Source organism: Ruegeria sp. YKSE079 (genome assembly GCF_059612845.1).
In genome coordinates, this window is the sequence record NZ_JBXWRJ010000001.1 from 34,973 (window position 1) to 57,585 (window position 22,613).

Annotated in this window: 17 protein-coding genes; 2 read left to right on the forward strand and 15 right to left on the reverse strand. The window is 54.2% G+C overall.

Going from position 1 to position 22,613, the window contains the following annotated elements:
• Positions 1–8: 8 nt before the first annotated feature.
• The 3 genes from AC2FMY_RS00170 to AC2FMY_RS00180 are packed head-to-tail and all read right to left on the reverse strand — an operon-like array spanning position 9 to position 3,513.
• Positions 9–1,175 carry a M24 family metallopeptidase gene (locus AC2FMY_RS00170; protein WP_496745748.1) on the reverse strand — a complete coding sequence of 389 codons (1,167 nt, stop codon included), beginning with the start codon at positions 1,173–1,175 and terminating at the stop codon, positions 9–11.
• Complete coding sequence (locus tag AC2FMY_RS00175) at positions 1,168–2,358, reverse strand: diaminopropionate ammonia-lyase (RefSeq protein WP_496806837.1); 1,191 nt, start codon at positions 2,356–2,358, stop codon at positions 1,168–1,170. The genes AC2FMY_RS00170 and AC2FMY_RS00175 overlap by 8 nt, the downstream gene beginning before the upstream one ends.
• Positions 2,359–2,364: 6 nt before the next feature.
• Complete coding sequence (locus AC2FMY_RS00180; protein ID WP_496745752.1) at positions 2,365–3,513, reverse strand: amidohydrolase; 1,149 nt, start codon at positions 3,511–3,513, stop codon at positions 2,365–2,367.
• A 117-nt stretch (positions 3,514–3,630) separates the two neighbouring features.
• Between AC2FMY_RS00180 and AC2FMY_RS00185 the strand changes: the two genes are divergently transcribed.
• Complete coding sequence (locus tag AC2FMY_RS00185; protein ID WP_480751692.1) at positions 3,631–4,080, forward strand: Lrp/AsnC family transcriptional regulator; 450 nt, start codon at positions 3,631–3,633, stop codon at positions 4,078–4,080.
• A gap of 241 nt (positions 4,081–4,321) precedes the next feature.
• Here AC2FMY_RS00185 and AC2FMY_RS00190 read toward each other — a convergent pair whose 3' ends face one another.
• The 12 genes from AC2FMY_RS00190 to AC2FMY_RS00245 form a co-directional block, all read right to left on the reverse strand.
• Complete coding sequence (locus AC2FMY_RS00190; RefSeq protein ID WP_480751690.1) at positions 4,322–5,428, reverse strand: peptidoglycan-binding protein LysM; 1,107 nt, start codon at positions 5,426–5,428, stop codon at positions 4,322–4,324.
• Positions 5,429–5,460: 32 nt separating this feature from the next.
• Positions 5,461–6,726: a LysM peptidoglycan-binding domain-containing protein gene (locus AC2FMY_RS00195; protein ID WP_480751689.1), complete on the reverse strand. Its 1,266-nt coding sequence runs from the start codon at positions 6,724–6,726 to the stop codon at positions 5,461–5,463.
• A gap of 33 nt (positions 6,727–6,759) precedes the next feature.
• Positions 6,760–7,545: a PP2C family protein-serine/threonine phosphatase gene (locus tag AC2FMY_RS00200; RefSeq protein WP_480751688.1), complete on the reverse strand. Its 786-nt coding sequence runs from the start codon at positions 7,543–7,545 to the stop codon at positions 6,760–6,762.
• A 3-nt stretch (positions 7,546–7,548) separates the two neighbouring features.
• Positions 7,549–8,538, reverse strand: a complete 990-nt coding sequence (locus AC2FMY_RS00205) for an FHA domain-containing protein (protein WP_496806838.1) — start codon at positions 8,536–8,538, stop codon at positions 7,549–7,551.
• A 181-nt stretch (positions 8,539–8,719) separates the two neighbouring features.
• A complete protein-coding gene (locus tag AC2FMY_RS00210; protein WP_496806839.1) occupies positions 8,720–11,152 on the reverse strand; it encodes a serine/threonine-protein kinase in 2,433 nt (810 codons plus the stop codon).
• Positions 11,153–11,460: 308 nt separating this feature from the next.
• Positions 11,461–12,765: a dynamin family protein gene (locus AC2FMY_RS00215; RefSeq protein WP_496748366.1), complete on the reverse strand. Its 1,305-nt coding sequence runs from the start codon at positions 12,763–12,765 to the stop codon at positions 11,461–11,463.
• Positions 12,762–14,804 (reverse strand): dynamin family protein, encoded by a 2,043-nt coding sequence (locus tag AC2FMY_RS00220; protein WP_496748365.1) that lies wholly within the window; start codon positions 14,802–14,804, stop codon positions 12,762–12,764. The genes AC2FMY_RS00215 and AC2FMY_RS00220 overlap by 4 nt, the downstream gene beginning before the upstream one ends.
• An 80-nt stretch (positions 14,805–14,884) precedes the next feature.
• Positions 14,885–15,751 (reverse strand): hypothetical protein, encoded by an 867-nt coding sequence (locus AC2FMY_RS00225; RefSeq protein ID WP_480751679.1) that lies wholly within the window; start codon positions 15,749–15,751, stop codon positions 14,885–14,887.
• 23 nt (positions 15,752–15,774) lie between these two features.
• A complete protein-coding gene (locus tag AC2FMY_RS00230; RefSeq protein ID WP_496748364.1) occupies positions 15,775–16,176 on the reverse strand; it encodes a hypothetical protein in 402 nt (133 codons plus the stop codon).
• 21 nt (positions 16,177–16,197) lie between these two features.
• Positions 16,198–17,973 carry a dynamin family protein gene (locus AC2FMY_RS00235; protein ID WP_496748363.1) on the reverse strand — a complete coding sequence of 592 codons (1,776 nt, stop codon included), beginning with the start codon at positions 17,971–17,973 and terminating at the stop codon, positions 16,198–16,200.
• 8 nt (positions 17,974–17,981) lie between these two features.
• Positions 17,982–19,997, reverse strand: coding sequence for a dynamin family protein (locus AC2FMY_RS00240; protein ID WP_496748362.1), 2,016 nt, complete (start codon positions 19,995–19,997; stop codon positions 17,982–17,984).
• Between the two features lie 2 nt (positions 19,998–19,999).
• Positions 20,000–20,428: a hypothetical protein gene (locus tag AC2FMY_RS00245; RefSeq protein WP_480751674.1), complete on the reverse strand. Its 429-nt coding sequence runs from the start codon at positions 20,426–20,428 to the stop codon at positions 20,000–20,002.
• Between the two features lie 425 nt (positions 20,429–20,853).
• Here AC2FMY_RS00245 and AC2FMY_RS00250 point away from each other — a divergent pair, with 425 nt between their 5' ends.
• Positions 20,854–22,593 carry an ABC transporter substrate-binding protein gene (locus tag AC2FMY_RS00250; RefSeq protein ID WP_480751672.1) on the forward strand — a complete coding sequence of 580 codons (1,740 nt, stop codon included), beginning with the start codon at positions 20,854–20,856 and terminating at the stop codon, positions 22,591–22,593.
• The last annotated feature ends 20 nt before the right edge of the window (positions 22,594–22,613 follow it).

Sequence of the window (22,613 nt, forward strand, 5' to 3'; positions counted from 1 at the left end):
TGTCTCGCTCAGATGATCGGCAGTTTCGATGGTGCGCGGGTTGTCAGCAATTCTGCCCCTGATGCACGGATTACGATGTTTTCTTCGTGCACCATGATTTGCCCATTGCCATAACCAAGCGAAGGTTCCAGCGTCAGCACCATGTTCTCTTCCAAAACGGTTTCGTCAAAGGCCGCGTGCGATGGCCACTCGGTCAGTTGCATCCCCAGACCGTGTCCCAAGCGCCCGACGTCCCCGCCCTGATCGTCCATCTCGCGAATGACCGACTGCATTGCATTGAACAAATCCCGGCAGGTCGCCCCGGGACGCGCAGCATCCATGCCGGCCTCGGTTGCGCGCCACAAGACATCATAGGCCTGGCGCGAGAGTTCGTCTGCCCGTCCAATGGCAAAATTCCTGTCGAAATCGCAGAAGTATCCATCCCAGGTTGAGCCGGTATCCAGCATCAGGATATCGCCTGTCTGCAAAGGCCGTGTTGAAGGCGGCGAAATAACGTCAGCGTACCCGTCCTGATCGGCGCCCCCGACAAGATAGGGAACATCATCGACACCCTGCAACAGCGCCTCGCGCCGGAAGGCGCGAAAGACGTCGTCCAGCGGCATATTTTCCTGTACGATCTCGGGCACCCGAGCGAATGTAGCCGAGGCTAGTTCACAAATATAGCTGAGCTTTTCAATCTCGGCCTCGCTTTTGACTATTCTCAGCTTGCGTATGAGGCTTGTTGCATCGCCGATTTTCAGGCCTGGCAGGCCACCCATCAACCGTTCAAAATCACCGAGAGGCATACGAAGATGTGTTTCGTGACCTTTCATGATGCCAATGGCCGCTTCTGACTTGGCCAACGGGGTCAAAAGGTCGGTCAACAAACTTATACCGTCGTCCCCCGGTGCAGGGGCGCTCCATGTACGGATGTCGTCGATCCACGTCGTTCGCATAAGGGCCGCCCCAATCTCGGGGATGACAGCGATTGGCTTGCCAGTGGCAGGAACGAAAAGGAACCACGGGCGGGTTGGGCTTTGCCAGAACAGGGTATGAAAACCACTGAAATACCGGACCTCAGGCTCGGTCGTGAGCAAAAGACCCTCTAGGCCTTGCCGCCCCATCAAGGCCTGCGCCTTGTTTGTCCGGATGGCAAACTCGTCGGAATCAAATCCACGCTTGGGTTGGTCACGCATCTTCGGTTTCCGCCATGATGGCTTGGAAGATCGCTGGGTCCGTTACTCCTTCGGACCCGATCAAAAGGACAGTCGAGCTGGCATCCAGACCAAGTTCACTCGACAGTGCAGAACTTTGGCGCGCGGCGATCAACGCGGCCAGCCCCGCCACGGCGCTTTCCCCCGCTTCGATTGCCGGGTCTTCACAAGGCGGGCGCGCCAAAAGACGAACTGTCGGCGCCACAATGCTGTCCGGGATCGTAATGAAATCCGACGCTTCTTCGGCAAGGATTTCCCATGCCATTTCAGAAGGCTCACCGCAAGACAAACCAGCCATAATGGTTTCTTCCGCGATTTGCACTGCTTTCGGCACCCCCGCGCGTGCACTTTCGAAAAGGCAAGCGGCCAGTTCTGGTTCGACAATGACGACGCGAGGCGAATGCTCGCCCCAGTACTGCCTCAGGCTGGCGGCGACCGAGGCCGCCAGGCCACCAACCCCACCTTGCAGAAATACATGTGTTGGCGGTGCCTCCAGAGCTTCGCAAAGCTCGCGCATCATGACGCCGTACCCAGCCATGACATCACGTGGAGGTTCGGAATATCCAGGCCAGGACGTGTCCGAGACCACGAACCAGCCGTTTTCCTCTGCTTCTTTTCGGGCCAGATCGACCGACGCGTCATAGTCACCGTCGATCCGGATCACCTGAGCACCGAAATCGCGCATCGCCTGCGCTCTGCCCTCGCTTACCTCGGCGTGGATATAGATACGACAAGGTGCGCCGAACCGCTGGCAGCCCCAGGCAAGAGAGCGGCCATGATTGCCGTCGGTAGCCGAAACCAAAGTGATAGCGGCGCAGTCATCTTTGAACTGCCCATTTCTTATGTCACCCAGAGTAACGTTGGTTCCTTTCAGCCGGGCCAGTTCCCGCTGAAGGACACGCATCGCGGCATAAGACCCGCCGAGAGCCTTGAAACTGCCCAATCCAAACCTCGGTCCTTCGTCTTTATAGTGAATGGAACCAACACCAATCTTTGCCGCCAGCCCCTTGAGCGAAATCAATGGTGTTGCCCGATACCCATCCCACTGCGTGATTTCGTCGACCGCGCGCGCAAAATCCTGCTTGGAAATGACACGCAATCCGGCATCACCCTGTCTACGCGCCGTAGAATGGTAGCCCAGTTCAGCTGTCAGAAACTCTCTCATCATCGTTCAGTCTTTCTGTCTTGCAGGCAACCGGTGTCGTACCAATTCCGCCCAAAAGCGCGCTCCGATTGGTAGCAACGCATCGTTGAAGTCATAGTCATCAGAATGAAGCGGTTGACCATTGGGGCCACTCTCACCATTTCCCAACAGCATGAAGCAACCGGGCACAGCAGAGGCGAAGTGCGCAAAGTCCTCGGAAAAGCTCATTGGTGTTCTATCTGGAATCGTTTCCATCCCAAGTTTTTGCGCCACTTGCACCACAGCGTTTGTAGGTTCGGGCGCGTTGAAAGTTTCAACGAAATCGGTGTCAAAGGACATTTCGACGGAAACACTATGCGCTGCTGCGATCCCTTCGACAATTTGGCGCATGAAACCCGCGATTGCTTTGCGATCCTCTGGAGCTCGGGTTCGCACATCGCCCTTCAGAACTGCGTTGCCGGGCAGGACATTGCGCTGACCATCGGTTATGAACTCGGTCACGGAAACGACCGCGCCCGCCCCGGGCGCCATTTTACGTGAGACGATGGTCTGCATCGCCTGCACTATCTCGACGCCGACCACAATTGCATCCACACCCACCTGCGGCATCGACGCGTGGCCGCCCTGACCTCGGATCTTGATTTCAAACAGGCTTTCGCTGCTGCAGATTAAACCGGAACGGGTAGACAATTGGCCAACAGGAGCACCCGGTAGATTGTGGATTGCATAGATCTCTTCGATGGGGAAGCGTTCTAAAACCCCTTCTGCGATCATTTTTTTTGCGCCAAGGCCATGTTCTTCGTTCGGTTGGAACAGAAAGACCACAGTGCCGTCAAATTCGGCGTCGCCTGCCAGTAGCTCGGCCGCCCCAAGAAGCATCGCCATATGACCATCATGACCGCATGCGTGCATCACGCCTTCTGTCAGGGAAGGGTAACTATGGGTCGACCGTTCGGTGATCGGCAGGGCATCCATATCGGCGCGCAAACCTATGGCGCGATTGCCGGTTCCACTTTTTAGAACGCCTACTACGCCGGAGCCGGGATGCACCTCGATCCCCAGTTTCTTCAAATGATCCGCGACAAATGCTTTGGTTTTGGTTTCGTGAAAACCAAGCTCAGGGTGCCGATGCAAATGACGCCGGACTACCTTAGACCGCTGATGAAAATCCGACATATAGCCCTCCTTGCGAGCTACAAATTAGTCGCATTACTAGGGTTTTGGGCGTTGAAAATCCTCAGGACCGTACGAAATTTATTGCCTTTTTATTGTTATTGTACTTTTTTAGTAAGAATGGATGACAAGGACCTCAGCATCTTAAAGTTGGTTCAGGCCGACGCTAGGTTGACCGCCGAAGCAATCAGTCAAGACGTCGGTCTTTCGCCCCCGGCAGTGCAGAAACGCCTGAAACGATTGAGAGATTCCGGCGTTATCGAACGTGATATCGCCGTACTTTCACCTGCAAAGGTCGGCCGCGAATTGACTGTTATCGTCGACGTGATACTGGAGAGAGAAAGTCGCGCGCATCTGGATGCGTTCAAGCGAAAGATGCGGAATACGCCGTTGGTACAACAATGTTATTACACAACTGGGGAAGCCGACTTCATACTCATCCTGGCCGTCAAGGACATCAAGGAATACGAAGTGTTCACTCAGGAGCACTTCTTTGATGAATCTAATATCAGCCGCTTCAAGACGTCTGTCGTCATGGACAGGGTCAAGGTCTCGCTTGACGTTCTTTGAGTTGGGAAAAAGCCAGAAACGAAAGAAGCTGGCATCCCAAAATGCCAGCTTCTTCAGAGTGAGTGGTTCGGCGCTTTGCCGGACCGGGGAAATTCTATTGATAACATTAGGCTAAAGCCCACCTTTCTGATATTAGGGGTTTCCCGTAGGATCGGGATTTTTTGCATTTCCTAAACGCGAAAATGCGTGCAAAAAAGGCCGGTCCAAAGACCGGCCCATGAAATATTCGATTTGAGAGTGGTTAGTTCGATGCTGCGTTCAGCTTTTCGTTTTGCTCACGCAGGCTGTCCGAAATGATCGCGTACCACTCTCCGGACTCGCGCATTTCGTTCAGACCCTTGTTCATCATGGCAATATACTCACGCGCGAACGGGTTAGTGCGATGAGCAAGGAAGCTCATCGACGACAAAGTGGATACATACGGGTTCTCAACGATGTCAGCCGAGGTCAAACCCATGTCGCTCATCGTCGATGCGAACAGATCAACTTCAAAGGCTGCTACATCTGCTGTACCAGTCAATACGGCATCAAGGCAGTCGCGAGCCGAATTGGGCTGAATCACGGTCGTGTTTTCGCGGTTCAGTCCCTGTTCTTCCAACACCACCATACTCCAACCAGCCATACGGCATATGGTTGCTCCTTTTAAGTCTGCAAAGTCTGTTGCACTTGCGTACTGGCTTTCTGGTAAAGTATAGAAGCCGCCGACGATGTCATATACTGGAACAGAAGCGACAAATTGCGTACAACGTGCTTCCGTTTCCGCAGACCACTCATATGAGCGGTTGGTGCAATCCGGTACGGTCCACGCGATTGAAATATCAAATGCACCGAGCGGTAAGAGGGTGTCCAGATGCGCGCTCCAGTCATCCACGAAGCTGACTGAATAGTCGCGGCTATTGCCAGCACGCTGAAGGCTGGTCGTTGCCAGACGGGTCATGATGCCACCTCCGCTCAAGGCTTCAGTCGTGAATGGTTCCCATCCGTTGCCCGCCACCATCTTGATCGGCGGCGCGTAGACATTCGAGCGCTTGACGCTTGCTGCACGCTTTTCTTCTGCCGCGATCAACTCCTGTGCGCTCTGGCCATTGGGCAGACTGCCGTCCTCACAAGGCAAGGCCAGCACCAGACCTGATTTCAGGTCGCCAGGGTTGTCGATCGCGTTCCGGTTAGCGTTAAAGATCGGCTGATAGTTAGAAGTTCCATATGCCGCGATCGAGATCGTAGCCAGAGTGTCGCCATCCGCAACTGTGTAGTTGCTACACGCTTCTTGAGCACTGGCCGCCCCAGCAGCAAGTGTGATTGTGGCAACCGCTGTAAGCGCAACGTGTTTGAGATTTACTGCGAACATTTTCTTCCTCCGAGTTGTTCCAAAATCAGGCCTCAGCCGTTTTCCATTTGATAACGCAGGGCAGTCGACACGATATCGCGCCACTCACCCGATTGCTGCATAATCGCCAACCCTTCATTCAGGGTATCAAGAATTGCCCCGCCGTCAGGATTGTCCACATGTGTCATCACGTTCAACGATTTGATCGCCGCCAAGTTCGGATTTTCGATGACTTGGTGTTCATATCCTAGTCGCGCGATTGCCTCCTCGGCCAAGTGGGCTTCAATTGCGACTAGATCCGCTCGACCACCCATTACGGCATGAAAGCATTCGTCCGGCGAGACCGGCCGATACAACGTGATCACCGGCTCATAGAGACCGACGGCATCCATATGGGACAGTGACCAACCTTCCGGGCGACAAATCGTGGTGCCCGCGAAATCGGCATAGGTTCGCGTGGTTTCGAGCCCAGATCCTTCCTGAGCAAAGAACGTGTCCACAACTTCGTAGAACGGGTTGGAGAAGTTGTAAGTCTCACAACGCACACGGTCTTTTTCAGACAATGCCTCGGCCTCTTCGCAGTTTGGACGGGACCAAGGGAAAGTTGCATCAAATGCCAAAGTCGGCATCAGCAGATCCAGGTGCGAGCTCCAATCATTGACAAACTGAATCTTGTACCCCTGTTCCGGCGCCGCGCGCAAAAATGCGGTTTCCACCAGTTTGGTATACAAGCCACGATTCGGCAGGTTTTCATCGGTAAACGGCGCGTAGTCGCCGCCGGTAATCAACAGCAACTGACGGTCGCGGATCGCAGGGCGCTCATCCGAAGATGCATTTCTAATCAATGCGGCCCCTTCGGAACGAGCAGCTTCAATTTCGCGCTTCGCGGCCGCCTTGGCTTCTTTCACAGCCTTTTCGCTTGCCTTCTTCGCCTCCGCCTTGGCTGCAGTAACACGAGCTTCGGCCTCGGCTATGGCCTTTTCCGCGCGGCTTTCCGCAGCACGAACCAGTTCCGCCGCCATTTCTGCCGCCAACCGTTCTGCTTCCGTTTCTGGTTCTGCGGGCTGTTGCGCTGCCTGGGCGGAAACGCAAGGAATTCTTAAAACGGCGCCAACTTGAATTATGTTCGGATTGTTCCCGATCTCTTCCCGGTTAGCATCATAGATGTCCCGGTAGTCGTAGGTGCCGAAAGCCCGCATGGAGATCTCGCGCAGGCTGTCGCCGCGCTGAACGGAATAGACCGAGCAGGCCTCTTGTGCAGCGGCGGACCCCGCTGCGGCGGATAACGCAAGGCTGGATGCAATCAGATACTTTTTCATGGTCCCTGTATTCATTTCTGTGCTCTGTTGGTTTCAGACGTTTACGGGTTTCACCACTGCAATCGATATATTGTCCTGATCAGGATCACCTAGCGCGCGCAAAGCCTGCAAGAGCGTATCGGCAATCTCCTGAGAAGGAGCGTCACTCTGAGAAATCAAAATGTTGCGGATGGCGTTGTTTTCGAGAAACTGTAATCCGTCACTGGCCGCTATGAGGATATCCCCTTTCATCAGTTCGACGGGCCTTTCAGGGCAATCTACCTTTGGAATCGGGGCCCCCATAATCACGGAAGTCAACTGGTTCCGATCCGGATGAGCACGCGCCTCTTCCTTGGTCATCAAGCCGTCTTCGACCTTGGAATCGATAATTGGCGCTAACGAATGGTCTTCGTTAATTTGCAACAGGCTGCCATCCCGGAAAAGAAACAACGGGCTATCCCCAATCGAGATCCAGAACAAGCGGCTGTCAAGCATGAGCGCGCCCAAGAGGGTTGAACCCATGACAAAGGAGTTGTCATGCTCTTCCACATGCCCCGATACCGCAGCATTGGCTTGCATCGCCGCCATTGGCAATGCGTCCAGCAACATCGATTCAGTTGTTTTATCGTGTTCAAGATGCCCGTCTAGAACATCCCGCCATGCCGAAATCACAAGCTCGGACGCGACATCGCCTGCGTCATGTCCACCCATCCCGTCAGCAACAACGACGTAAGCGGCATTCATTGTATCGAAGAAACGAGCGGCAATCGCGTCTTCTTGCGTTTCGCGCTGCCCTTTGTCCGTCAACAAAGCGATGTCATATACTGGAGACACCAGCATTCGTCAGTTGTCCCGCCAATCGAAATCGCCGCCGCAGAACGCAACGAAACGTATACTGGTTTCGCTGATCCTGATCGTATCACCACTGGACAGTGGTACGGTGCTCAGCACTGGGCCACCATTGAGCCGGACCAGATTCGCCTTGCCGCCATGTCCCAAATAGCATTTGCGGTCTTCCGGATCATAGGCAATCACGGCGTGATTGCTACGCGAAATACCATGATCGCCGAAATCCAGTTGAATCGCTTGATCATCGTTCCGTCCAATCTGCATCAAGCCTTCAGTTAGTGCGATGCTGGTTCCCCGCCCGGGTCCCGTAGTGATCACCAGCCATCCGACCGGGAACTCTGCCTGCTTTGAAGGAGTTACTTCGACAGGTCTGGCCTCCATCAAATCCTGCACATGTGTATCAGGGCGCTCGAAACCCAGGAACGTCGTCTTGACCCGCTCGCGCCGATTCTGAGTGGATTCAGGGGCGGTTTGGGCCGCTTGCAACTCTTCCTCGATCTGTGTCGCAGATACTTCGTTCTCGACGGCTGCTTCTTGCTCAGCTACCGGCGCCCGAGAGGCAGTTTCAGATTGTCCAGATTCTTCAATCGTCGAAGGTGCCTCTTCTGCCGGAGTCAGCCGGAGTGTAACAACCTGCTCTTCGGTCTCATCCTCTTCGGGCTGAAATGTGAATTCATCGGATTCTGGGATCTCATTGGACGATTCAACAAGCTCTTCTGTGTCATGGTTGCCGTGCTCCCCGTCCGCGTCCGCTTCGAATTCCGGCATTTTTTCTTCGGGTATCAGCTCCTCAGTCTCTTCGTAAGGCTCCTCGCGTGTTGTGTTTCCAGCAAGCGCCCGACGCAGCGCGTTTAAGTCTGCTATCGGCTCTGGTGTTTCGGTATCCTCCGTCGCACTTTCAATGCTTTCTTTCGACTTGCCGGCACCTTCGAGAAGCCGACTCAGGGGGCTTTTGTATTTGAACATGGCGACGACCTTCCGCATTTCTGACATCAGAACCGAAGTTCCATTTGGGTTTCACATTCCACCTGAGCCCAAGACCCAAGCAGCCAAGTTTTTCTAACTAATTCAACTTATTACTATCTGCATCAGGGCCAGGTTCGATCGAGAAGCGCACAAACAATCCCACGAAAACGCTCTGGCAGAACAGATTCACACTGACCGATCACTCTCTGGCGAGTTGCATCACAACCTCTTTTTCAGCTCCGTCTCTGAGAACGATCAGACGAGCTTCGAACTGATCATCCGCCACGAGAAGCTCCAGGGCATTATCCAGACTCTCCAAATCGCCGATAACCTCACCGGTGATCGCTTCGCGAACGATCACGTCGCCTACCTTCAAATCTGGCGCCGCTTCGGCGCTATCTGCGGTAACGATTGTCTGCCACCCTTCATTTCCGTCGGCTCGCACCACAAGGCCCAAACCATTGGCCAAGCCGAGCACACGCAGCGCGGGCAGGGCAAGCAGTCCATTGTTGGCCCGCGTCCTGCCCAATTCACGATAGCGGGCGACGACTCGAATATATCCGTCAGAATCCACATTGAGATCGTCGAGAACTTGAGAGGCAAACGAGCGACCATCGGGGATCTGTTCTCCATTGATCGTGAATATGACTGTGCCCTGTGTGACCCAGTCACCAATGACCGTCATGTCGGTGCTTGGATCAAGTCCAGTAACGGCGATGACATTTCCATTCGAAGCCCGGCGAATACTGGTCTCGAACGGGATTTCCACGTCCCAATGTGAGAAGGCGACTTGGTTGTCCAACAAATTGGTCTGCTCCGACACAGACCCAGGCGGTGACGCGGCTGTCTCGGGTTGCGTTGTTTCTTCCGCACGCTCGGGTTCGACGACCGGCGTTCTCGCCGAGATAATCTCGTCAGCATTTGCGGCCTCTGTTGCCGTCGCTTCGGAGGCCAATTGGTCGGCGGTCGCTTCTTCGGAAACTGATGCTTCGGCCAACTCGGCTTCATCAACCGCTGCCGCCGGTGGAGTATTTGGTTCAATAACTTCGTCTTGTACCGGTGCAACAATAGAAGTTTCGGCGTTTTCAGGTTCCGGTGAAGCCTCTGGATCCGACGCGTCCGCAGTGACCGCACTTGATTCATTGCCCTTTCCAACGGAAGTCGCGAAAGCTTGGGAAAACGCTTCATCATGAGCCTCTGACGCTGCATCGGTCTGGGCTATATCCTGTGTACCCACCACTGTCTCATCCTGCGGTTCGGCAACAGCTTCGATTGACGGAGAACCTTCTGAAGTTGCGGGCGAGGCCAATTCTGTTTTACTTCCGGAAAGAGCGAAATACCCCCCCGCAGCCACCGCGACGGTCACCAGAGCAACAAGGCCTAGTACCTTGCCACCACTACCCGAGTCGTTTCGAATTACCTTGTCAACGGCGACTTGTGTCTCTTCCTGCGGCTTAAGCTCGGTTGGTAGTTTAGCGCCATCCGGATTTCCTCCGATCGCAATGTCAGAGTTTCCAGCCAGCAATGCCGTCACGACCGCCTCTGCATTTTCGGTCTCTGCGCGAATGCGTTCCTTCTCGGCTTCGCTCAGAGGTTCTTTTTCGTCTCGATCAACTGCAACGATCATGGACACCGGGCGATAGGTGAAGTTGCCGAATGCAACGTCCGGCCCACGGAACATCCGGAGCCATTCCAAAGCGGTTTGGACTCGATCAGCTGCATGGATTTCCATTGCCTTGTCAATGGCTTCCAAAAAACCATCGGGATAACCCTCGAACCGACTGGCGAGAGGTACATAGGGATCAGGTTGGCTGTTGTTGAATGCATTCAGACGCGTCTGCCCATCAATCGGACGTTCGCCGCTAATCGCGTGATACAACGTGGCCGCAAGCACATAGAGATCGCTGCTTGGGCCTTGCTCGGAGCCGCGAACATAGAATTCGTGCGGCGAGTAACCATCCTTGACGACACGCAGCGCCAGCAGCGCGGCATTCTGGTTTGCCGCCCGTTCCCGAGCCGCGCCAAAGTCGATCAGAACAGGCTGTTCGTTCTGGTCGATCAGAATATTATCTGGAGAGATATCGCGGTGCAGCATACCGCTTTCATGGATGAACGACACAGCCGACAGCATTTTTTCGGTGACCTGCACCACAAAATCTGGGGTAGCATTGTTCTTGTGATCCTGCATGTATTCCAGCAGATCACCACCCTTGATCAAATCCATCGCGATATAGGCGGTCTGGTTATCCTCGAAGACCTGATGCACATTCACGATATTTGGGTGCACCAGTCGCGCGTGATTCCGCGCCTCCTGAATGAATAGGTCGATGATTGCATGAAGATCCTCGCGATAGGACGGATCAGCGGCCTCGACCTTGTCGCCGTTGCGACGGCACAAGGCACCAGGAAAGCACTCTTTGATAACAACATCCCGTTCCAGGCTGTCACGTGCCAGATAGGTGATCCCGAATCCGCCATTGTTGAGAAAGCTGAGAATCTCGTACTGGCCACGAAGAAGGCGGGCCCCCGGTCGTAGCACCTCGATATGTGTGTCATCGTCGTGATCGTGTCCGACTGCCTGATTCTGGCTCATTTCTTCCTGCCCGTGCTTTCCGATTCTGCGGCGCAACATTACTTATTAAACAGGGCTCAAAGGCCGCCAAACTCATCACCAGAAACAGCCACAGGGCCTAAAATGGTTAAACTTTTCAAATACGACTAAAATTGGGCCGCGCGATGACCTACGTATGAAGCGAAACCGCAATACATCAAGCCGTAGTGGATGCTAAACATAATACGGCGAAATACTGAAGCCTGCAGCGCTAAAAAGAGTCGATAATACGGAAAAAATCGTCGGATAAAACAGTAAATCTTCGCACTGAAGGCTCAACGAGCCCAAAGCGAATCAACCACCGTCCGCGCAACCGGTGATTACTCAGATTAGGTACCTGTTTTTTTCGAGGCATCGGAAACTGAACTGCCTGCCCATGCCAAGTTGTCGCCCAGCTGTGCCAGAATGTTCACCGCGTCTCGCAAGGGCGCTTTCCCACTTTCAAATTGTAATAGCAACAGCAGATCCATCGCCCGCTCGAATTCGGCGGGCACCCAATCGGCCGTCGGATCAAGCTCGCCTCCGCCTTCCAGCCGTTCTGCAAAATCCTCTACCAGTTCCTGACAGCTTTGAAGGAATGTCGCCGGATCCATATCAGAGCTTTCCTGCAGATCTTCATAGATCAAGGTAATCGCGGCCAGCCACTCTTCAAGAATGGTGTTCGATAGCGTTGGAAGTGCCGCGGTCAGGTAATCCTGCAACGCCTCTCCGGACGAACCATCGGGTAAAATGTCCGAGATTTTACCTTCGGCTTTGACCACGCTTTTTTCCAGTTCCGGTAAAAACACGTCTTGAAGATCGGCGCTCGCCACATCAATATCTTTCTGACGGCGCACCGACGCGATCCCTAGAATGGCTTCGGCCAAGGCTTGTCCGCCGCACGCTTCCCACAGTGCGAAATCGGGTTCGGGCTCCTTTGACATCGCCTTGACTGCTACGGGAGTACCGATCGGAACGACACTCTGGAATAGTCCAGCGGTTTCCTTCCGCAAGCGCCCGAGGACCCGGTCGAGTGCATCTTGGACAGGTTGCAGATCCGAATGTGTCACCGCCAGCAAACTGTTGTCCCTAAGCTCCTTGGGAACCTGCGACCACAGATGCCGCTCGGTTTCGCGCCATGCATTTGCACCGTTGCTGCACCAGATTGCGCAGTCGACAAATTTCAGCAGATCGAGGGTCTGTTTATAGCTTTCATCCAAGGCGCCTGAACCAGGCAAGTCGAACAAGGATATTTCGCGCATGGCCGGCGAATTCAATCCGACCGAGATGAAGTCGGGCTTGTCGGCTGCCGCTTTTTCAAGAGCAATCCCTGCATAGGTTTTATGCGGCTTGTCCCACCAGCCGACCGTCGTTTCAGGTTCATCGGCGTAAGCCACGATGACCAGAGGTAGTTGCAGGTGGTGCGGCCCGGTTGGCAGAATATCAGCGCCGGCAAGCATGTTCGCAAGGCTGGATTTGCCCGCACCGAATTCTCCGGCGAATCCAATCGCGACCGCGTTTGACAGCCGCTCCACATGAGCCGCTGCGCGCTCGCGCAACTTTTGCAAATGGGGCGTTGGCGGCTCGTTTCTGGTCGCTGACAAGAAACGTTCCAGTTGCCGGACAATTTGTTCGGTTCCGGGAAATTCGATCACTCTGCTGCCTCCGCCTTTCGTCTATCAGCCCGCGTCGGGGCAAACACCGCATCCAGTTCATCCGCAATTCGGCGCGCCTGGTCAAATGCGGTTTGAGCATTCACTTTCGCACTGGCCTCACCGGTGGCATCCCTATTTTCAAGGTGTCCGGCCAGCAACGCAAGATGGTGTGTCAGGACAGTGTCCAGGCGCTCCAACAAGTCGATACGTGCAGTATCAATCAGATCATCACCGATGAGTTCAAATTCCTGCGTAATCATTTTTTCCGCACGAGACACGACACTGTTTTTGGAAATCAAACGCGACAACCAGCTGACACGTAATTCGACAGTAATGCCTCGCGTCAAGGCCGTGGTATTGGGGCGGAACCACCGAACAGCGCTTGTATTCATCCGGCTTTCCGAGCCGTCTTTCCAGCCAGGAAGACCTCTGAGCGCCGCGTTGCTTTGCATGTCGATTGTATAAAGCTCGCTCAACATGCGCTGGCGAACGACTTGAGTTGCGTTCTGCACCAGTTCCCTCATCCGCTCGCGGAGGCCAGAGAAATCCAGTTCCGTCGCACCTCCTTTGGCAAGAAGAGGTGATGAACCGTTCGGGCCACGAACGACCGAGGCCACCATCTCGGCGACCGTGTCATCCATGACACCCCGCAGATTTGAGAACACATCATCCATGTCGCGGGCGATTTCGGCTGTTTTCTGTGCCACCGTCTCGCGAAGGGAACCAAGGATGTCTTTGTTCGCCTCGTGCCAAATTTCGTCTGGCTCAACCTCATTCTGTGACGCCCGAATTCGGGCTGCGCTTCTCTCCAGATCACCTTTCGCGAACCCATTGAGATGTTGCCACGACATCTGAAGCTGCTCGCCGCAAGGCCCATCGGCCAAAGATTTTGTGACATGCTTGCGCAAATCCGGCAGGCCCGATGCAATCATAGCGGCCAAACGCAACACCGCTTCGCGGCTGACAGGGCCAGCGCCTTGTTTCATGTCCCTGACGCCATCAAGGTACTTTTGCATCTGCTTGGGATGCGCCCGCAGCCACGCAAGAACCTTATCGTGGTTGATGCTTGTTTCATCCCCGGTCAAGGCGAAATGCGCCCATTGCGCGCTTCCCATCAAAACGTCGATGTTCGAATTGCCCAGCGCCCTTTCCAGCCCTTCCTCGACATCTAAGCGCACTTTGGCGGCATCGTCAGCACCACCGTTCAACTCGTCCACACGATTAATGAAAACAACGATCTGGCCAAGCTCCAAGGCCTGCATCAGACGAAACAGTTTCAGGTCTGCCCTGGACAACGCTTGATGCGCAGACAGAACCACCACAAAAAAATCAGCTTCCTTAAGGTATTGACGCGAGATTTCCTCGCGGATCAGAAGCGGGTCATTGACTCCTGGCGTGTCGGTCACGGTCAGCGGAAAAGGAAAATGGCCAAGTTCGAAAAAAACTTCTGCCTTACGGGTTATATCGCTATAAAGCCCACGATCCGATCTCGGTTCGCTTCTTTCGGTGTCCGTGGGGTCGTCGCCGGCACAAACATACCGGGCAAGGTCGGTCGAATCTAACGCCTCCAGATCATGGGTCTGACCCATCAGCTTTTCAAAGCTATCGCCAAGCCTGAGCCGTGCGCGATTTTTCATCGCCTCGACCTGCTCTTCGATCATTTCGCGCTTGTAGCTGTCCTCCTCGTCCGGGAACATGTTGCGCAGTTCTTCGCCTTCGGCGATCAAAGCGTTCCATTGATGGTTGTCGAAAAAGTGAAACTCTGCCCCCTTTACGCGACCCGATGGGTGACCAAAATGCATATCGGTTATCACAGTCGTCCATGGATTCACGTCCGACGGTAAAAACTCTGCGTGGCCAGTGAAACCGTTGATAAGACGAGACTTACCGGCCTTTATCTGACCGACAAAGGCAACTCCGGGCTTCAGCTCGGTCAAATCGCGTATGATCCGGGAAATGAACAGACGGGTTTCGTCATTCGCCGTTTCGTTCATTTCTTCAGCGATCCGGATCAACTCCCGGCGACTGGTCTCACTCATTTCAATACCCTACGAACTCATGGGGGTAACTTTCACACCGATAAGCAACAAAAAACAAGAAGTTACGACCGGAACAGAATTTACTCGCGTTCCCGCATTAGAGACTTCCAGAGGTTTACTACAGATCCAAGCTTACGAGCTTCGTGAACCGAAACCACCGTAGACGAACCATCGCGTAAGACAGCAATACCATTCCCCTTGCCGCCTGTCGGGCGCAACACGATGAGCTGTGGGCCTGAATTTGCGAAACCACTATCTGCATCCCACGCCGTCAAATCATCCGAAAGCCTCTTTAGCGTTTTTTCGTCCGGACACATTGATCCGCCCTGCGCGCACTCACCGGCGGCAAAGGACATGGAAAGATCACCATCCCCAATCAACAACTGCCCGAACGAAAACTGCTCTGACTTTTCAAAGAATTTTTCGGCCAGTGCCCCGTCGTATGAGATTTTATCAGAAACGCTTTCACTTTTGGTCGTTTCCACAGGCACCGTTTCCAGCGAGGCTTTATCGATTGATGGACCGAGATTTGCACAGGCTTTCTCAATCTCAGACATCGTGATCCCGACATCGTCAGCGTCTGGAGTCTTGTCGGGGTTCAACGAAATCAGATTTAGTGGGCCAGACGAAGCACTGATCGCCGTGATCAGTCGTGCTACCTTGTCGGTTACACCCCCGCGCGGATCATTATCGAAATCCGGCAAATCACCCACGTTTGCGTCCAGAACGTCCGTGACTCGGGAACTGCTGACTTCGATCACTAGATGACTTCCATCGCCTGCAGTTACTTCCAGGCGACGGGGCAAAACTGTTGCGCGAATCGCCCGCAGAAGTGCTGTTCGGCGATCTTCCGCAGATGCCCCAACTATTTGTGTGACAGGCGACAATCGCGGTTTTGCGTTGCGGCCCAATTTGCCGAGCATATCGATAATTTCCGTGTCGATCACGGTTGTTCCCCCCAAGCCCTGCTCTAAACGGCCTCCGCCACTGCGCCAAGACTCATGTGTGATTTGGTAAGTGCCAACCCAACGTTGGCACTGCCTCCGCAGATGTAACACACAACCTGTTCAGGATACTCCTTAGTGCGCATAAATACATGCAAGCGATCCTCTGAAAAGACGGCAATCTCTCCGAAACCACATCCACCCTCTTCATCAGCTTCCGCCGCCCGAATGATTTCGCCGAATGCTTGTATGCCTTTCCCTTGAAACAGGCTAGCAACTGCAAGTGCAAGTGTTTCCATAATTTCCTCGCCGTCCGCAGCTTCCGCTTTCAGGGCAAGCAACATTCCGGTTGCCATGTCAAAGTACCCGGCTGCAAAACACTCGGGTATCGTTTCCATTGCAGATTGGAGTGCGGCGTCAAGCGACATGCTTTTTCCAATCAATCGGCGTCACAGAACGAGCCATTCCGACCCCTGCTTCTTTCGAACGCCTGGAATGGCGTGTAGTGCGTCCTCAACCTGGCGGGCACTATGCTCGGCGGCAATTTGGTCAAACTCTGCCAGGAACGATTGAAATACACCCAACAGTTCTTCAGCATCCTCCGGCAGTTCTTCAGATTCGACGATTTCGCGCCACATGCTTGCAGCGTTTAGAGGTACGCCCTCCGGGACTTCGAATGCCGTTTCCTGTGGAGATCCTTCGGCTTCATCTTCTTTGAAATCAGGCGCCGAAGAGGCATCCGACAACGCGAATATGTTCGCCTGCTGCTCTTCGCCCAACAGGTCAGTGTCGCCCAAGGGAGCTTCATACTCTTCCTCGCGCTCGCTCGTTGCCATCAATGCGGTAATCGATGAAACGACATCTGACCCGGGTCTATCAATTTCCTTGGCGCTGGCATTGTCCAGTTCGGCACCGCTCGGTCGAGGTTGTTCAGTGGCTTGCGCCTCGAACTCATGTTGTGTTTGATAATCCGATGGCGCCTCATCTGAACCGTCGATCTTGAATACTACAAAAGCGTCATCTTCGACGCCAAGTGTGTCTTCGCGACTTTCATCCGCCAAAGCGAACTCAACCGAGGTTTCCAATTCGATCGCATCGTCGGTATCCGCGATACCGCTTTCGATGTAATCGTTCGACACCGCATTTTCTTTCAGAAGTCTGAACGGATGCCGCTCAGACTCGTCGGGACTCGGCCCATTGCTGGTGTTCAACAACGTACTTGTTTGCAACCGGAATACCGAGCGCAGTTCATCCTCTGGTGGCACGGATTCGGAACCGGCTGTGATTTCGCGGGTCGCAACCTGTTCGCGCATTCTGTCGGCTTCTTCAGCACCGATCCGCGAGCGACTCGTTTCTGGCTGGTCGTCGTCAACGCGTCGCTGTATGCGCGCCGGACGGACAGGCATCACCTGCGCGAATGAGTTGTGCTTAGGCTCTGTCGTGCTTACTAGGCTCCGATTCACCTGATACCTTGTCAATATCTCCGCCCGGGTGTTCATAATGCTCTCGGTGATCTCCAGAAAACTGTCGATCATTTTTCCGCCGCCACTTCGGACCCAAAGATCGGAATCGCCTGTGTGATCGCGAGCAATGATCGCGTCCTTGGCAGAAAACAGAATCGTACGATTGAAAAGGTGTCCGGCTTCGCGATTTACCCGGCGCAAAACCTTTTGACGATCTTTTGCATCCAAAGCATCCGCCCGCGTGACCAGCAAAAGCGAATTGTGATGCAAACGCTCTGGCAAAGAAACCCAGGTAGCACGTTCGGTTTCACGCCAGGCTTGGGTGGAATGAGTGCACCAGATCACACCATTCGCTTGCCCTACGGCACGTTCCCACACGTCTGCCGAGATCTTGGGGTCAGAAATGCCCGGTGTATCGATCAGATCGACGGCCTCGAGAATGTCCGCCTTCAGAAAGATCCGGATAAATTGCGCATCATCCATGCCAACCTGATCCAGTTGATCAAGCTCAATCTCGTATTTGCTGCCGTCGTGACAAACGACATATGCAGGTTTGTTTCCCCAAGAAAACCAAACCGGAGGCAACTGAGTGGCCGTAACTTGCGTCGGCAATGTGTTCTTTCGTACGAGAAAATTTAACAGCGTCGATTTCCCAGCGCTGAATTCGCCCATCAAGGCAAACACCGGCTTGCGGCGGGCCCATCGCTCGATACGTTTCCGCTTTAGGGGCGTGACGAAGCGGATATTGTTTTCTTTAGCCATATTTCTTCTTACGCTGCTTCGTTGCTTAGATCTTTCAGGATATCTCCTAGGATCTCATCCCGGGATCTCTCCGGTTGGAAACCAGCGGCCAATGCGGCTCGCCGATCAGGATTCTGGTCCCCAGACTGCGAGATGTCCAAAAGGGTTTCTTTTTGCTCGCGCATAAACTCGTCCAAGTTCGCGCGGACATTTTCCAACACCGAAGCAATCTGGTTTTCTTCGATATCCTTGGTAATCGATTGGGCTTCGGCAGCGATCAGGCGCGTATAGTCCGCTGCGTACGCTTCGAACCCTTTGCGCCGTTGCCACCAACGGCGCCACCACGTGCTTTGCAGATCAAGCGCAATCGTGCGCCCAATAGCAAGCGGGGGTGGAACGCGAGGAACAATCGGAGCCTCAATGCTGAACTCACCCAAATGGTTTCCCAACAGCTTGTGATAGACCGCCTCGAAATCCTTGGCCGCGTCACCATAAAGCGCACCAACTTCTTTGCGCATGTTGCGGGCAAAGCTGAAATAGGCAGCTTTTTGCAAGGTACGCAAACCTGCTGGGTCATATTGCCATGTACCCTGTTCGCCATTCTCTTCCAGATGAGCAATCAACGAGTCGGTGGCGCGTTTGACAAAATTCTCTTCCGCCGCGGCGAGGCGTTGCATTACCTTCTGGCGCATCCCAGCTGTCAGTACAGAAGCCTTTTCTTCGTATTCGGAAAGAACCTTGGAAACAGCTTCATCCGGCGACAACCCATCCAGATCGCGAACGATGCCCTCTTCGGCGCCCGACATGTTCTTAGCAACGGATGTTGCACGAATCTGACTGGCAATATTGCGAGCACGATGGCGCACCCGATCAATAAGGCGCGCACCCGCTCCTTCGGCGATCCGTTCGTTGATGGCCAGTAGTAAGTCTGGAAGACCCGACAGCGCCCAGATTTTGTCCAGTGATGCACTGGCCGGATCGAATCCGGCGGCCAAATACAGCGTGTTCAGCGATCTGTGGGACTCTTCCGTCAACAGGTCAGCATTTCCGGTCAACGCCGCCTCGGCCCAAATAGCGCTGCCGAACACGACGCTGGTTTCTTCGCTGATATTGTTCTGTTTAAGTGTCTGGTTGATACGCTCGCGGATTTCGGGAACCTGATTAACAGGGTCGGCCAGTTCATCAATCCGGTTGATAAACAGGATGATCTGGCGGTTCTCGAATTGCGAGATGATCCGCATCAATGCCACATCCATCGTTGTCAGCGCCTGGCTGGCAGCCAATACCACAACACACACCTCAGAGCCGCGCAGACTGCGCAGCGTAATCTGTTCGCGTACCATGAACGTATCGTTAACGCCGGGCGTATCGCATAACTTTAGAGATATCGGATATTGTGGCAGATCAAGGTACAACTCTGCTGCTTTGGTTACGTCCGCGAAACGGCCAGTGTTTGGGTTGATATCCGGATCGTCCTCGTCACCAAGGCATACATAGCGCTGAACCAATTCCTCGTCGAAATAGTCATATTGGTGGTGCTGACCCAGAATCAGGTCGAAATGTTTGCCCAACCGTTCTTCGGACTTGGCCTTCATTTCAGCGATCTGGCGGCGGATGTCTTCCATTTCGTCATCTGCACCGGCACGGTTGGCCAACTCACCCAATCGGCCACCGCCAACCATAAGATTGTCCCACTCTTCCTGATCGAAGAAAGTGAATTTCGCCTTGGTGCTGCCCGGGGGCATGGTGTTGATATTCAGCGTCGTGACGACCGATGTCCAGGGGTTCACATCCGAGGGCAGCAAACCGGGCCGTCCCGTCAAGATGTTAACGACAGTCGACTTACCCGCTTTTACCTGACCGACAAATGTGACACTTGCTACAAAGTTTTCCATCCGACCTTTGAGCGTAGCCAACCGGGCCGACGAGCGCGCATCAGCTACCTCGGTCAACTGGTCTATCTGCGTCGTCAGAGCTGTCATTGCCGATTTCATCGGCGTTAACGCCTCATTGCCGACAGATAGCAGATGGTCGTTGCGCGCCATTTTTACCCTCCAATTCCCCTCACTACATTCCCCGAGTCTTTCTGCGCGCCAATACGCCCAGCAAAAAGGTTGGCCGGCGCTTCGATCCGTGCAATCAGGTCTAACACATCACTTAACATATCGGCTTCGGTCTTCGGGTTGAATGTTGCCACTGCTTCAGAATCGGCCAGCACTTCGATCGAGCGGAAGCGTGACCCGTTTTCAAGACTAGCAACACGTTGGCCCGTCGGGAAGCCTTGGGATTTTTTTCCGGGCAACGGCATACTGGAGTTTGCCAGCAAGTATTTTTCACCTGAATGGGTGCAAAGCGATATACCAAATCCCGTTCTTGGATACCGTCTGTTCAATGCCTTCAATTCCGAGATGAAACTTTCACGCGCCAGGAAAACTGCCTCTTCCTCTGCGGCCATACGGTTCAACTGCTCGCTCACGACAGATACCCTTTACTAAGGAGTGGAGTGGATACTGGCACATTTGCCCCGAATGGAAGGACAGACTCGTTTACTCCTAACTACGAGCATCGCGCTCAACACGGTGTTTGTTTGGCGTGATTGAGAATTTTTGACGTCGGAAATGAGGCGGAATTGCGCGAGGAGTGACTATGGCGGAACTCAACGGTCCAATCGACCCCATGGAATCCTCGCATTTCGGCAAGCCATTGGCTGCGTAAACAATACCGAAACCATCATGCCGACGGATCAACGGTCAGGGATGCACCAAACAATAACTTGGCCAGTCAGAGGAGGCTATTCAACATCACTTACTAAAAAATTAGTTTGACAAAATGCAGGGCAATCGCAAATGCTACTAGTCATCCGGCCTCGGCTGGAAAAAACATAACACTGGGAGGAGACAGATGAGGAAACATCTGCTTTCCGCAGTGGCGGTTGCCGCCGTCATTGCGGGACACGGCTATGCTATGGCTGACGAAGCCGCGGCAACACGCTGGATCGACGACGAGTTCCAACCATCGACCTTGTCAAAAGATGAACAAATGGCCGAGATGAAGTGGTTCATCGACGCCTCAGGCCCCTATTCCGGGATGGAAATCAACGTCCTTTCCGAGGGCATTCCAACCCATTCATATGAAGCGGAAGTGCTGACCAAGGCGTTCGAAGAGATTACCGGCATCAAGGTCAATCACCAGATTCTTGGTGAAGGCGAAGTCGTTCAGGCTGTTCAGACCCAAATGCAGACCGGCAGGAACCTTTATGACGGCTATGTCAACGACAGTGACTTGATCGGCACCCACTCGCGCCTGCAACTGGCCTACAATCTTACCGAAATGATGGGCGGCGATTGGGCCGCAACGACATCGCCGACGCTGGATCTGGATGACTTTATGGGAATCCAGTTTACCACCGGCCCGGATGGCAATTTGTATCAGTTGCCTGACCAACAGTTCGCGAACCTGTATTGGTTCCGCAAAGACTGGTTCGACCGCGAAGACCTGAAGGCTGCTTTCAAAGAAAAGTATGGCTATGACTTGGGCGTTCCGGTCAACTGGTCGGCCTACGAGGACATTGCTGAATTCTTCACCAATGACGTGAAGGAGGTTGATGGTGTCACGATCTATGGCCACATGGATTACGGCAAGCGTGCACCTGACCTCGGTTGGCGCATGACCGATGCGTGGCTGTCAATGGCGGGCGCTGGGGACAAAGGCGAGCCCAACGGCATTCCGGTCGACGAATGGGGCATCCGAATGGAAGCGGGTACCTGCAATCCTGTTGGCGCTAGCGTGTCGCGCGGTGGTGCAGCCAACGGCCCGGCCGCAGTCTATGCGATCCGCAAATGGGATGAATGGCTGCGAAATTATGCGCCTCCGGGCGCCGCGTCGTATGACTTTTACCAATCGCTGCCGGCGTTGTCTCAGGGCAATGTCGCTCAGCAGATCTTCTGGTACACCGCATTCACTGCAGACATGGTCAAGCCGAAGTCTGAAGGCAACAACACTGTAGATGATGACGGTACTCCACTGTGGCGGATGGCACCCAGCCCGCATGGTCCATACTGGGAAGAAGGCCAAAAGGTCGGATATCAGGATGTGGGGTCATGGACCTTTCTCAAATCCACACCGCCTGACCGGGCGCAAGCAGCTTGGCTCTATGCACAGTTCGTCACTTCCAAGACTGTTGACGTCAAGAAAAGCCATGTCGGTCTGACTTTCATTCGTGACTCTTCCGTCCGGCATGAAAGCTTTACCGAACGCGCACCGAAGCTGGGTGGTCTCGTAGAGTTTTATCGCTCGCCTGACCGCGTGGCCTGGTCGCCGACTGGCATCAACGTCCCGGACTATCCGAAGCTGGCCCAGATCTGGTGGCAGCAGATCGGTGACGTGAACTCTGGTGCTTTCACCCCGCAAGAGGCGATGGATCGTCTGGCCGAAGAGATGGACATCACAATGGCCCGGATGCAGGCAGCCGACGAAAGCGCTGGTGTCTACGGCGGTTGCGGACCACGTCTGAACGAACCGCAGGACGATGCATTCTGGCTGGAAAAGCCCGGTTCTCCGAAAGCGAAACTGGAAAACGAAAAGCCGCAAGGTCAGACCGTGAACTATGACGATCTGGTGGCGCGCTGGCAGTCCCAATAACGCGAAACAGGGGTCGCCAG